We start from the raw sequence: 14,254 nt of genomic DNA, 5'->3' as shown, positions 1-14,254 counted from the left end.
AAATTAATACATTTTTATTAACCATGAAAAACACTACTTACTTTAGTAGGCAGCACATCTTCAGATGGCTCCTGCTATGTTGGCTCCTGGTACCTTGGGGGCTGCAAGCACAATCATCAACTCATATTACCTGGGATTCCCAGGTCGGATGCCAGATCTTCCGTGGCGAAAAAGGCTCAGGTAATGATCCTTTTGCTGCTTCGGATATTGATTCCGGAGCGTGTGTCCGGGTCTGTGAAGGCAGTAAAGTAAAATATACTGCTCATGGCTCGAATATCAGCTTTGTAGCATGGATACCTACAGGAGGAGTTGTACAGACTACTTCGGGGGGTGCCAATATTAATGCTGAAATTTTATGGGGAAGCGCAGGAGCAGGTTCTTTGCAGGCAGTTGTTACATTTGCCGATGGAACAGTTGAAACCAAAGATATCTGCATTGAGAAGATCAATAAACCTTCTGCACAGTTCAATCTCGTTAACCTGAAAGATATCGTATGTAAAAATACTGAGGTTCATTTTGATAATTTATCTCATGCAAATGGCGGTACTGATATTGTTAATTATTTCTGGGATTTTGGTGACGGAACAACATCTACAGCTTTTGAGCCTTCTCATACCTATACTCAGGCCGGAGGAGTTACTGTTACCTTAACTGTAACCAACAAATGCGGCTGCTCAGAAACAACTTATCAGAAATTAGAAATCACTGAAGCTCCGCCGGTACAGATTAGCTGTGCTTCGGTAGTATGTGAGGGAAGCTCTGAAAGATACAGTGTGAAGAATGGCTGTAAAGGAGAGTGGAAAGTGATCGGAGGATCGTGGCACAATATCTCTGAAAACGAAATTGAAGTAAAATGGGATAGTGTAGATCCTGAAGACGGTTTTGGCTATGTAATGTATAGATCTGAATGTGGCTGCCCGGTGTGGACTACTGTTAAGATTCCTGTAATTTTAAAAACAGCAAAAATTAAAGGAGAAGCAGTAGTGTGCTTAGGAAAACAATATACCTATTCACTTCCACAATGGCCAACTACACAGGTTGATTGGAATGTTACCGGGCCTGGAGTGGGTCTTTTGACTTATAACCAGCAAAGAAATGAAGTTCTTTTCACCGGGCAGACGCCAGGTACTTATACTCTTACCGCTTTATACAGAAATACTTTATTGTTGTGTGAAGGTGAGGCACAGAAAACAATTGTTGTGGAAGCACCTGTAACAATATCCGGAGGAAAAGAAGAAATTTGTGTGGGAACTCCACAGACGTTTACTGCTACACCTAATGTTCCTGTAATCTGGAATGTCACTTTAAATGGCGGGGTAGTATATACATCATCACAACCAACTACCGCTCCTCTTGATTATCCTTTCCTAACCCCAGGAAATTATGTAATCACAGCAATCAGAGGTGGGTGTGAAAGCAATGCAATATTGATTAAGGTGGTGAGTATTCCAAGAGCTCCGAAAGGATTTATTTCGGGGGATATTTTAGTCTGTCCGGGTAAACCTTATGTATATTCACTTGTAGCACTGCAACCAGCTGGAGTAATCCCGGTGTGGAGTGTTACAAACGGTACCATCCAGGGAAGTAATGCCGGTAATAGTGTTACCGTTATATTTAATCCTGGCGTATCTTCATACTCAGTATCGGTTGCTTACAGAACAGATAGCCCTGCAGCTTGTCTGTCTAAACCGATTTCACTGGCGGTAAAACCGATAGACATTAATACCATCTCTATTTATCAGAATTCAGGGCCGTTCTGCCCAAGCAGTATACAGACCTTCGAAGCTAATTTAGGTAATATTGTGCCGGATTCTATGGAATGGAGTTTTGATACTCCTAACTTCGGAAGTTTTGTATCCGGGCAGGGTACTCCTTTTGTTACAGTAAACATCAATGAGGTTTCTGGCGGTGTATATTCAGCTAAACTGAAACTGGAAGTTGTTGTATGTGGACAAAAAAAGATATTTTCAATTCCTGTAAGTAAATTAGCACTTCCGGTAGTGAATTTCACAAATGTTGGAAAGGTGTGTTTAGGTTCAGATCTTCATTTTACGGTTGATCAGGGAACGATTACTTCGGCAACGGATGTAACATTTACATTTGCCAATGGAAGCCATACAACAGCATTCAATTCATCCGGGGTTTATGATTTCCCAAATAACGGGTACATTCAGAATACAACAGGTGGAAATGTCACTCAATTAGTAACGGTAACTTATAACGGAACTAACGGATGCGCTTATCAACCAACAGCAAGTGCAAGCTTCATCATTCTTCCTGAAACAATCATTACCGTTTCACCGGTATATAATCTGGCAGTATGTGATGATTATCCTTTACAGCCTTATACCCTTACAGCCAACAGCTCTACAGGACTTACCAATATTGCAGAGTGGCAATGGTTTAAGGATGGTGTTCTATTATCAGGATTTAATACCAATTCATATACCTTATCAGGAACCGGCCTTGCGGGAATCTATAAGGTGAGAGCTAAAGACATTAATGGCTGTTATGTATATTCACAGGAAATCAAAGTATTTAATTCCTGTCCAACAGCTAATAACTGTACAACACCTCCTTTGGTGACGTTTAGCCCAAGATGGACAGGTTGCAATACCATTACAGTAAATAACTTAAATGTAAGTATTCCTCCGGATGAAATCCAATGGGTATCTAATGATGTGCTTACTTTGATAAGCCCTCAGGGACAGCCTACGGCTACGTTCCAGACTAATCTTGCCGGAGCGCACATTGTGAGTGTACGGTTGAGATATGGAACATGTTGGTATTCAGCAAGTTTTGAAGTTCGAAAACTGTATGAACCTAAATTCAATATTGGCCAGGTTTGTAACGGTAACGGATATAACGTTACCTTATACAATACCTCTACAATATTTGATATTAACCCCAGCTCTATAGAATATAGATTCAGTATGGCAGGACAACCGGATCAGGTGGGGCAGACGGCTACTTACAATAATATGGCACCAGGTACCTATACCTTTACCATGAAGATGTCTGTACCATCCCAACCATCATTGCCGGCATGTACAATCACGAAAACGATTACACTGGCTCCTGTTCCAAACACGAGTTTCATGCTGCCATTTAAAGCATGTAAAGGAGAGGTAATTACACTTTCGCCCGGTTCATATACTGCCGGAAATATTTATACATGGTCTTTTGACGGAACAGCTTTTGTAACTTCACAGCAGAATATGAATATTACATTCAATACTGCCGGTCCGAAAAGTGTAAGTCTGAAGGTGAAAACCCCGCAGGGATGTGAGTATATTTCAGCTGTACGTAATATTACTATTTACGAAGCCAACTTAAATGGAACCCTTACTCCGCCAAATGCAATTGCATGTGAAGGAACTTCTCCACTCATTTCATTTGTGCCTTCAGGTACGGTACCTTCAGGGTATATTTGGATGAATGGTAGTGTTCAGGTTCCTGGAGCACCTAATTCAATGAACTTTGCGCCAACAACGTCAGGAAATTACTGGCCGATATTGGTTTCAGCAGATGGATGTAAAACGAATATAATGAGTATTAAAGCGGTAGGTGTTGCATTTAAAAAACCACCGTATGTGAATATATCAGGGCAATCAAACATGTGTTCTGATAGCCAGGCAATACTTAAAGGTATTTTAACAGATAATACTTTAGAATACAGATGGAAAAGGAATGGAGTTCCATTGTCTACAGGATGGCTTACTGCTCAGCCGGTTGTTTACACCGTAAGCGGATTGCCGGCAGGTACTTATACCTTTACTTTAGAAGCGCGTGTGCCGGGAACTACAGACTGTTCAGGTTCAAAAGACTTTGTTGTTACAGTTAGCAATCCACCAGCAGCTCCTACAGTAACATATACTCAGATAGGATGCCAGCCTTATAAAATTCAGCTTACAGCATCAGGACCTGCCAATGGAGAATATAACTGGAGCAATGGAATGAGCGGACAAACCATTACAGTAGACGAAGGTGGAATGTACAAAGTGATTTACACTGCACCAAGTGGCTGTAAAGTATTTGGTCAGTTAGATGTACCATTGAGTATTGAAAGCCTGATGTGGGTATTCCCTACAGGTTGCTACAGCTATTGCAGAGATAAAGATCGTTATATCATTGGGCCAAAAGGTAATTTTGATTATCACCAATGGGAAAGATTTGGAGTTAGTTTGCAAAATGGAACCAATACTTTTATTGACTCCTTCCACTTTGTTGATGCAGCAGGAACTTACAAGCTTAGAATTGACCAAACTGCAGGCGGAATGTATTGTCAATATTATTCAGGAGCATTGAATTACTATCCTGGAAAAGATTGCGGTGTAGAAACACAATGTGATTTTAAGGTTGATATTAATGCATTCAAATGGGATGGCGATCATTATAACGTTCTTGGAACAATATTCAATGCGGGAAGTCAGCCGGTAATGCTTTCTATTTCAAGTGCTAACGGATATGGAACTTATTTCCCTTCAATGATTACTATTCCGGCAGGGGGAACATATGATATGAATACCAACCCATTGGCTTTCTATCCGAATGCAAGCTTCCCTGGAGGCAGTGATGTGATCCTATTCTTAGGACAGGATGATTGTAAGTTTGTTGGTGAGCCTAAAATTATAGGTAAACCGGTTTTTGCTGATGCAGGAAAAGGTCTAAGCCTTACTACAGTATCTTCTCTTAAGTTAATGCCAAATCCGGCAAAAGATGTAGTGAAGGTATCATATGATACTGGTAATGAGAGATTACCGGCAACACAGATCAAGGTTTTTGATACTATGGGTAATGTCAAATTCCATAAAGAACTGAAATCCTCTTCAGGAGAAGTGAATGTAGATGTTTCTAACTGGTTGCAGAGTACTTATATTGTTATTGTACAGGCAGGAGAAAAATCACTGCAGGGCAAACTGATTAAAAATTAATCCATATTTCATTTAATAAGCAGTGTTCTCTTCGGGGAACACTGTTTTTTTATGGAAAATAGTTGCCGGTAAAATATTTTCAGAGATTATGAGATCAGAAATTACAGTGAAGGATAAAGCTGTTTTTTATGAATATTAATACATTTCTTCACTGTAGACCTGTTTTCCAAGATAGAAAAGCTCATGTTTTCTGAGATTCACGTTATCTTCAAAAATATCATGAACAAACCGAACCAGCTCATTTACCTTTTCCTTTTGGGTAATTCTGATCCGGGACTCAAAATTAGAGGTGAAACCGCTTTTGGTATAGTTTAATGAGCCGAGATAGGCTACTTTTCTATCGATGATGTAAATCTTGGAATGCAAAAATTTATTGTCATAACGGCTATTCCTGATGAATTTGAAATTCAGGTTTTCAGAATAATGATAAGTATAAACCTCCATTTTTTCCACTTCTGCCTTCTTTTCCCAACATCTGAAGAATCCATACAGAGAGGCAATGGCAACTAAAAGGGCTACAAAGTTATTTGAATTTGTAAGATCATCTACAAGATGGATACCGAAGTAAATGAGTGAAAAAATTCCCAGACTGAACAATATAATAGAAGATAAAAAGAATAGGTTTTTCAGACTTTCTCTTTTCTCTTTTTTCTTTATATCTGTTACCCGGTTCTGATGGATGAGCTTTCGTAATATGCTTCCATACTGTTCGGGGCGGAGATCACTGAAGGCCAGTCTCACACTGATATTCCTGTTTTTCAGCATCAGAAGATCATCCAGCTTTATCTCATCAATATAAGGAGAGATGATGAGAACTTCAGCTTTTGCATTCAGAATATCATTATTTAATTGATTACCTGCATTTTGTCCTACAAATACTTCAACTCCTTCACTGTTTTCAGTATCAATTTTAAAATAATATTTTTTCCTTTCCTTATAATACACGTTTGATGTTCTTAAATAGTATTTAAAATATTTCCGGTATTCCTTTCTTTAAAAAAGAAGATCAGGTCCAAACCGGACTTACTTAATTCTGTAATTGAGAACCCAAATTTACGTTTCTTTTTTATTGCGTGCTTTACGGGAAACCATAAAAGTGATATCAATAACAATAATAGAATGGCAGATTTTATAATTGCTGGTGGTTAACTGTCAGATATTCTGTATTTTCGTGTATGCGAACAGTTTAATTCCAAACAGAATGGCAATGGAAAATACCAATAAAAGACCGGAGATCTATATCAATACAAGAGTAGAATGGCGGCAATGGCTGGGTGATTTTCATCAATCCAAACAATCGGTATGGGTTATTTGTAATACGAAAAAATCCGGCTTGCCCTTTGTAGATTGGAGTGAGCTGGTTGAAGAAACCCTTTGTTTCGGCTGGATAGACAGTACGAGAAAAACTATTGATGAAAAATCTTTCAGACAGCTATTCAGCAGACGTAAACCCAACAGTACATGGTCCAGGATTAATAAAGAAAAGGTACAGAAACTTATAGAGGGTAAACTGATGAAAGAAGCAGGCTATGAATGTATAAAAATTGCAAAGGAAAACGGTTCATGGGGAATTTTGGATGCTGTTGAAGATCTGGTAGTCCCGGAAGATCTGAGCGAAGCTTTTAAAAATAATCCGGGATCAGAAGAATATTTTCAAAGCTTAAGCAAATCAATGAAAAAAATGATGCTGCAGTGGATTGTTCTTGCCAAACGGCCGGAAACCCGGAAAAAGCGTATTGATGAAATAGCAGAAAACGCAGCAAAAGGGAAGAAGGCTAAACATTTTTTGTAAACTGTATAACAAACTATATCTTGTTTTTAAAGATTAATAAGTACTGAAGGAATAGTTGATTGGTTTGATAATCAGGGAGTTGTTTTTATGTTTTAAGCAGGCTTATATTTTCAGAATTTGATTTTTGGCAAATTAGTTGTTGCATACAATATTAAAGTTCTAATGAACTTGTTATTTGTCACCATTTAAATTTATTATTATGAAAAAAATTGTTGTAACACTTTTTGCAGCAACAGCCTTTGTAGCCTGCAAAAAAAATGAAGCACCGCAGACAGACACGTCTGCCGTAAGTACTGAAACAGCCGCACCTGTTGAATCAGGTACTGTCATTAACGACTCTGCTAATATACCTAATAAGCAGAGTGCAGATCATTTACTTTCAGATCAGGATAAAAAATTTGCAAACGCAGCTGCAACAGGCGGGCAGATGGAAGTTATGATGGGAAAGCTTGCTGAAACCAATGCCTCCAATCCGGCAGTAAAATCTCTGGGAGCGATGATGGTTACAGATCATTCCAAAGCTAACGATGAACTCAAGAAGATCGCCTCAGATTTAAATTATACTTTGCCATCGAGTCTGGATGCTGAAAAACAGAAAAAATATGATGAACTGAAGACCAAAAAAGGAGCAGATTTTGACAAGGCTTATGCCGATCTGATGGTTAAAGACCATAAGGAAGATATTGAAGAATTTAAAAAAGAAGCTTCAAAAGGTACAGAATCTTCTTTAAAATCCTTTGCTGCTAAGACTTTGCCAACTCTCGAACATCATTTAAAAGAATCGGAGAAAGCCAATAATACTGTAAAATAATCTAAAAACAGAATAGCCATGCAAAACGCATGGCTATTTTAATATGATCTTCCGGCTATTCCTTATTTTTGCGGAGAATAACAACTAAGCGGTTATTCTAAAATATGAACGATACATTTTCCGATAACGATCAGATAAGGATAGTTTCTACATTTTATGAACTTATCAATACCCATTTTCAAGGTAATATCAATGCCATGTGCTGGCATAGGAATTTAGATGGAGATTTCAAGGAAATTGTTTCCAAACTCCAGTTGAAAGAGAATATTACAGAAATTTCTGCTGAAGATCTTTTAGAATTGCAGCTATCGGAAAAAGGGAATATTGCAAGAGAAATAATCCTGAATGATTTACAGCTGTTAACGGATTTCGGAGCGTTACCTTCTCTCAATCTGCTGAAAAACTATGAGCGGGATGAAGAGTTCGATTTCATTTCAACGGACGTTTATTCCTATCATGTAGATCGTTCACCTATCGGAACAGATACTTTTTTATGTACCTATTATGGTGCCGCAAGTGATATATTACGCAATGATGAGGCTGTACAAAAAATACAGGTTCCGGAAATCCGGCAAAAACTTAAAGAATTACACGCTGGGCCTGAAGAGGAATTTGAAGATTTTCTGAAAGAATATTTCTTTGATCTGCATTATCAGGCTAAACCCCATGCAAAACCAGTCAATCTGGGATTAGGACACCTTTGGCGGCTCGCAGTAGATCATCCTTCACAAAAAGTATTACCTTGTGTGCATAGAGCTCCTGCTGAAAATGAAGGAGAATATCGCCTGCTTTTGATTTGCTAAACCTCTTGTGATGCTGCCTGCTGTTTATTGCAGTTGGGCTTTTCATTCAAAAACTGTATCTTTAAAATATATTATCCCTGGAGGTTTGTTGGCTTGTAAATTGATACAACAGACTGTATTGAATTCTGATGACTAATGATAAGATCTATTGTAACTTTAATTTTCTTTTTAAGTGGTTTTTTCTTTTTAAATGCGCAGGAAAAGAAAGATTCGCTTTATTACAAAATAGAAGAATTTTCAGATAAAAGAAAAGTCACTAAATTTCTTCACCGTTTTATATTCCGTAGGGAAGCAGATTCAGCTTCAGTTAAATCAAGAACTGAAAAACTGCCACAGGAAGCCTATAATAAAAGATATATCCGGAACATCAGGATCGAAGCCATTGACCCTTTTGGGTATGATTCCAAGGACCCGAAAGAACAGTTAAAATGGTATGACTGGTTTGCAGACCATCTTCATTCCACTACAAGAATTTCCACTGTCAATAACTATCTGCTTTTTAAAGAAGGAGAAGAATATAATGCCCAGAAACTCTATGAATCTGAACGTTTGCTGAGAACGATGCCATTTATAAACAGGGTAAATATCAGTGTTTCCGATGATAATTCCAGCAAAGATTCTATTGATGTAGTGGTAAAAGTTCTTGATTCCTGGAGCTTAAAGCCAAGAGTCAGTTATTCGGGAAGTAAGATAGGCCTTGGCGTTACAGAAGAAAACGTTTTAGGATTAGGTCATACATTGGATTTCCTTTACAGAAATGATTCCAAAGAAAAACAGGACTACGTTTTAGGAAGTTATACTACCTATAATCTTTTTGGATCTTATATCAGTGCCCAGATACTGGGAGAACGTGATTTTCAGAGAAACGAAAGAATCAATTTCAATTTCAGAAGAGATTTCTTTTCCCCTTTAACCAAATGGGCAGGTGGTTTTACTTTTGAGTATTTTATGCGGAATGTTTTACTTCCGGTAGAAACGGACAACACATTTCCGCAGGTTCAGATCAAAGTATACAGTCAGGATTTATGGGGTGGTTACCAGATTCCGGTTTCATCAGATCCCGGTGAAAAAGTAACCAGCAATATTGCTGTTATAGGAAGATTCCAAAATTACCAGTATAAAGACAGCCCTGGAATTGATAAGTATAAGTACTTTAGTTCTTACAACAGTTTTCTGATGTCTATAGGGCTTATCAACAGGCGGTTTTCTGTTCAGAAAAATATTTTCCAATACGATTTGCCGGAAGATATTGCTTATGGAAACTCTGTGAATCTTATTGCAGGTGGTTTATCACGAAATAAAGAAGTGAATCCTTATATGGGCGTTTCTGCATCTTATGGAAGCTTTACAAAATTAGGATACTTCACTTTAAAAGCACAATTTGGAAGGTTTTTTAATGAAGATACCCAGAACCGGGAATCTTTCCGTATAGACGGAACCTATTTTACCAATCTAATGGACTGGAAATTTGCAAAGGTAAGACACTTCTTTTCTCCCACTTTAGCTTTGGGAAATCCACAGCATAATTATTCTTATAAAGACAGGATTAACCTTTCATCGCCGGATGAGTTCCCTGTTTATAACGCAGATTATATTGGAACAAAAAAAATGGTGTTAAGATACCAGCTGCAGATGTTCATTAACAAGACATGGAAGAATTTCCACTTTAGTCCCTATTTAACAATGGCTGTAGGCTGGTTGGGTATGCCTAATGAAAAGCTGTTGGGTACCCGTGCAAATACTAAAATAGGAGTAGGGGTCTTAATTAATAATCCGTTTTTGGTATTCAACAGGATTCAGGTTTCCTTTACCTATTATCCCCGTGTTCCTTTTGATAATAATTCAGTTTTTGATTTTAACAGCAACAGGAATAACCTTCTTCCAATGAACAGCTTTGCAACAGAGGTACCTCACTTTGTAAATTTTGGCAATTAAAAGCGAAGACAGTTATTTTCAAACTGCTGCAAGTGGCATTCGTTGTCATTATATTACTGATTGTTTGCTGGGAATTATTTATACCTGGAGAGATTTTGGCTTTATTAACAGTGCTTTATGATGATGTTGCTGTGATTTGAATGGTCTGAATTTTGTATTCCAAAAAACACCAATTTTTACTAAGAATTTTCATTGTCAACCATATCAAAAATAATAAAGTATGATCATCGATGAGAATCTTTTACTCGAAAATGGAGCTGTTTATGAAGATTATCCGGCAAAAGAAATTATCTTTCAAACAGGTGATACTCCCCATTTTTACTTCCAGATTGTGAAGGGTACAGTTGAACTGAATAATTACCATGAGGATGGAAAGGAATTTACATTGAACATACTCAGGGAGGGGCAGAGCATTGGAGAATCGCTGCTATTCAGTGAAAAGAAATATCCCATGAACGCTGTCGCAAAAACAGATTGTACCGTACTGAAACTCTCAAAAGCGAACTTCCTTAGATTAGTCTGTGAAAATCGTGATGTTATGCTCCGGATACTTGAGAATCTTTCAGACAGGCTATTCTATAAGTATGTGATGCTTTTCAATAATTCAGCATCTGAACCCAGCACAAAAATAAGATCTTTAATGGACTATCTTAAAGAATGTGCGCATCAACAGGAACGTTACACTTATGAAGTTCCTTTAACAAGACAGCAGATTGCAAACTTAACCGGTTTGCGGGTTGAGACGGTTATTCGTGCTGTAAAAAAAATGGAACAGGATGATATCCTCAAACTTGAGGGTAGACAGATAATGTATTAGCTGTAAACAGATATTGTTAAAAATAAAGAAATAAGCCTTCCCACAGGAAGGCTTTACTATTGGCTTTGATGAGAAAATAAATGGATTGTTGCAGGCAAATTTAAATGATGGTAACTGCAAAGAATTATGATCCGGATCATAATTACAATAATAGTAAATATGATATTTTGACAGAGATACTGAAAATTTTTCATAGTATTTTGACTGGTATTTTTTTTGTTGCATTTTGTAATGCCAGTCAGCTCTTGACGCTTCAGTTTATAAAACGAGATATTCCTTTAAATTGTAAGATTTGTAATATATAAACCTAACAGTTACTTAGATATGCTTTGGACAGTATGTGTTTTGTGTATGACAATATTAGGACTGATGTTTTTGCTGAAAAAGCTTAATCAGCCTTATCTTATTGCCTATATTATTGCAGGTGTGTTACTGGGGCCCTATGCGCTCAAAGTATTCAACAAGTCTGAAGAAATAGAAGTGATAGGGGAGATAGGAATATTGCTGCTGATGTTTTTTATCGGAATGGAGATTAATATTCCCAATAAAAAAAGTCTTATCATAAAACCGATATTAGCTCAGTCTATGAAGATATTCTTAAGTTTTATGTTTGCCTTTTTGCTTGGTGAAATACTTAAGCTCGATTTTAAAAGCATTTTACTGATCGCCATCCTTTTTACATTTAACAGTACTGCAGTTGTTGTGGAATTTATGAAGAAGCACGGAACGCTCCATACAGCCTTCGGAACGATTATCCTCAATATTCTGCTGCTGCAGGATCTGCTTCTGGCACCGGTGCTAACAGTGCTGAAATTCTGGAACGGTGAAATGTTCAGTGTATCAAGCTTTGTACTTCCTTTAGCTGTATGTTTAGGTATTTTTTTGATATTCAGAAAAATCAGACATATTAGGGAAATCAGATTTTCAAACACCTTCCTCGAAAACGATCATGATCTTCAGGTTTTCTCTGGCCTTTTCATTTGTCTTGGCTTTGGCCTTTTTGCAGAATTTGTTGGTTTGAGTGCCGCACTGGGCAGTTTTATGGCCGGGGTATTGGTAGGTAAAATCAGGGCTTTTCATTGGCTGGAACATTCGCTGATGCCTTTCAAGGTTTTCTTTGTCTCGCTTTTTTTTGTATCCATCGGTTTACGATTAGATCTGGTTTATCTTTTATCTAATTTTAAGCTTATCATTACAGGTTCTTTAGTAGTACTGGTAAGCAACAGCATAATGTCGGCTGTTTTCTTCAGGATTCTGAATTTCAAATGGCAAGACAGCTTTTATGGCGGTGCTCTACTGTCTCAGACCGGTGAGTTCGGAATTCTGGCCCTTTCGATTGCTTACAAAACCGGTATGGTTGGATTCGATCTTTATAAAGCCGGACTGGGTATTACCTGTTTATCACTTCTTTTATCTACGGTCTGGATTGGATGTGGGAGCTTTCTGAAATTCCGTAAAAAAAACCTGCAATCAGAGAGGTTATAGGTTTAAATGGTTGTAATCCAGATTGTTAAATTGTATTTTTGTCAGTGGAAACTGAAAATTTGACAGCAATGCGGAAAAAATTTCACATTTTGGGAGGTGGTATTTTTTTTGATGAATTTTATATACAGCTGGCCAGCTGACGTGTTATTAAATGATTGTTAAACTTATTTAAAAGGAGATTACTATGAATAATCTAATAAGAAGAAACGGAAACAGCAACTTAGGCTTTTCAAACATCTTTGATGATTTTTTTGGACGTGAACTTTTTAACTGGGGCCATAACAATTACTCATCTACCAGTACAACAGTGCCGTCTGTTAACATAAAAGAGAATGGAGATGCATATGAGGTACAGGTTGCTGCACCGGGAATGGATAAAAATGATTTTCAGATACAACTGGATGGTAACCTGCTGACCATTTCATCTATGAAGCAGGACAGCAGTGAAACAAAAGAGGATAATTTTACACGAAGAGAATTCAGTTATCAGTCTTTCCAGCGAAGTTTCGAGCTTCCGAAAGATGTGGTAGACCAGGATAACATCAATGCAAAATATGAAAACGGGCTGCTCATGCTTACTATTCCCAAGAAAGAGGATGCAAAGCAGAAACCGCCCCGAATGATTGAAATATCTTAAAATAAAAAATGGCTACTCCGGTAGTCATTTTTTTGTTGAATCAATAATTTAAAAAATCTTTTCCTTTATTTTTTGCTAGGTGTCCTGATAATTCTAAAGTGCTATTCCTGGAATTTTAAATGATCAGAGGAAAATAATAATCCAATACCACTATAAAGGTCTGTTTTCAGATCAATGATTCGTTCAACTCCATTTAAATTCATAAAAAGTTCAGAAATTATGCTTGTTGGCTGAAATCCATCAATGGTATGTCTAATAATTGTATCAGACAAGCAAGTTAATGCTTTGCTCTTATTTGATACACCAATCTTTTTACCTGTTTCCCAGTCCCAAATGATCCAAGTCCAATTATATTGCTTACATAAACAGTCCAGCCATAGAAATGACAGACTTTCAATTTTTAATTTTCCTAAATCTTTTCCTTTCAAATGTTCAACACTATTCTTTATCTCACTAATTGTTTCCTGAACATCTGAAGTAAGTTGAAAGCCGGGATTAGTGATATTCAGTATTGAAATGGCATCTTTTATTTTCTTATCAATGGTCTTTAACTCTTTTTCGTCAGGATTTCTCAGAAAAGCAAATTCAACGTCAATTCTTTCAAACAAATTTCCGGTTGTTTTTTCCTGCATTATTTTAGGAATACAAGAAACATTAGTTTCAGATTTTAGAAATTCTTTTCTGGGGTCAAATGCGAAAAGTTCTTGTTCATAAAATCCCTCCGCAAATCTTTTTTCAATTTCTTTGATGAGAATATAGTCGTTATCAGCAATGTTCTCTGTATCTGCATTTCTGCTGTGACAATAAAAATCTGGTTGTAAATGCCAATAAAGACAAAGTGCAGTTCCTTTGTCACAAATTTTCTGTTTAATTAACCATTCAAAAGGTTCATTTCCGTTATCATAATTGTAATTTAAAACAAATTGATGCCATTCTTCAGAAGTTAGCTTTTTATATGACTTTGTACCTTCGATTGCATTATTAACGTTGTTTTTATTTTTCTTCGTAAATGTAATTTCCATTAATTTGTATGTCTTTTC

General features: G+C 37.1%; 10 protein-coding genes. 8 read left to right on the top strand and 2 right to left on the bottom strand.

Translation table 11 applies throughout. The features are described from left to right. Positions 1-23 precede the first annotated feature (23 nt). A complete protein-coding gene (locus tag EG339_RS22065) occupies positions 24-4,934 on the top strand; it encodes a PKD domain-containing protein (protein WP_123872168.1) in 4,911 nt (1,636 codons plus the stop codon). 135 nt (positions 4,935-5,069) lie between these two features. Here EG339_RS22065 and EG339_RS22060 read toward each other — a convergent pair whose 3' ends face one another. Next, a complete protein-coding gene (locus EG339_RS22060) occupies positions 5,070-5,879 on the bottom strand; it encodes a phospholipase D-like domain-containing protein (RefSeq protein ID WP_123872167.1) in 810 nt (269 codons plus the stop codon). 262 nt (positions 5,880-6,141) lie between these two features. On the opposite strand from EG339_RS22060, the gene EG339_RS22055 reads away from it, so the two are divergent. The 7 genes from EG339_RS22055 to EG339_RS22025 all read left to right on the top strand — a co-directional run bounded on the left by EG339_RS22055 (position 6,142) and on the right by EG339_RS22025 (position 13,214). Continuing rightward, positions 6,142-6,726 (top strand): YdeI/OmpD-associated family protein, encoded by a 585-nt coding sequence (locus EG339_RS22055; protein WP_123872166.1) that lies wholly within the window; start codon positions 6,142-6,144, stop codon positions 6,724-6,726. Between the two features lie 199 nt (positions 6,727-6,925). Continuing rightward, positions 6,926-7,537 carry a DUF4142 domain-containing protein gene (locus EG339_RS22050; protein WP_123872165.1) on the top strand — a complete coding sequence of 204 codons (612 nt, stop codon included), beginning with the start codon at positions 6,926-6,928 and terminating at the stop codon, positions 7,535-7,537. 104 nt (positions 7,538-7,641) lie between these two features. Next, complete coding sequence (locus EG339_RS22045; RefSeq protein ID WP_123872164.1) at positions 7,642-8,340, top strand: DUF1826 domain-containing protein; 699 nt, start codon at positions 7,642-7,644, stop codon at positions 8,338-8,340. Between the two features lie 135 nt (positions 8,341-8,475). After that, positions 8,476-10,275 (top strand): BamA/TamA family outer membrane protein, encoded by a 1,800-nt coding sequence (locus tag EG339_RS22040; protein WP_123872163.1) that lies wholly within the window; start codon positions 8,476-8,478, stop codon positions 10,273-10,275. Positions 10,276-10,495: 220 nt separating this feature from the next. Further along, the gene (locus EG339_RS22035) at positions 10,496-11,092 is read left to right on the top strand and encodes a Crp/Fnr family transcriptional regulator (RefSeq protein ID WP_123872162.1); all 597 of its coding nucleotides are present in this window, start codon (positions 10,496-10,498) and stop codon (positions 11,090-11,092) included. Positions 11,093-11,443: 351 nt separating this feature from the next. Continuing rightward, entirely contained in the window at positions 11,444-12,577 is a 1,134-nt protein-coding gene (locus EG339_RS22030; RefSeq protein WP_123872161.1) for a cation:proton antiporter, read from the top strand. 184 nt (positions 12,578-12,761) lie between these two features. Further along, a complete protein-coding gene (locus EG339_RS22025; RefSeq protein ID WP_123872160.1) occupies positions 12,762-13,214 on the top strand; it encodes an Hsp20/alpha crystallin family protein in 453 nt (150 codons plus the stop codon). A gap of 101 nt (positions 13,215-13,315) precedes the next feature. Here EG339_RS22025 and EG339_RS22020 read toward each other — a convergent pair whose 3' ends face one another. Beyond that, positions 13,316-14,236 carry a DUF4274 domain-containing protein gene (locus EG339_RS22020; RefSeq protein ID WP_164466478.1) on the bottom strand — a complete coding sequence of 307 codons (921 nt, stop codon included), beginning with the start codon at positions 14,234-14,236 and terminating at the stop codon, positions 13,316-13,318. Positions 14,237-14,254: the final 18 nt, after the last annotated feature.

The organism is Chryseobacterium bernardetii, assembly GCF_003815975.1.
Taxonomy (GTDB): domain Bacteria; phylum Bacteroidota; class Bacteroidia; order Flavobacteriales; family Weeksellaceae; genus Chryseobacterium; species Chryseobacterium bernardetii.
Note: the sequence above shows the minus strand (reverse complement) of the source record. Positions and strands in the feature narration are given on the sequence as shown.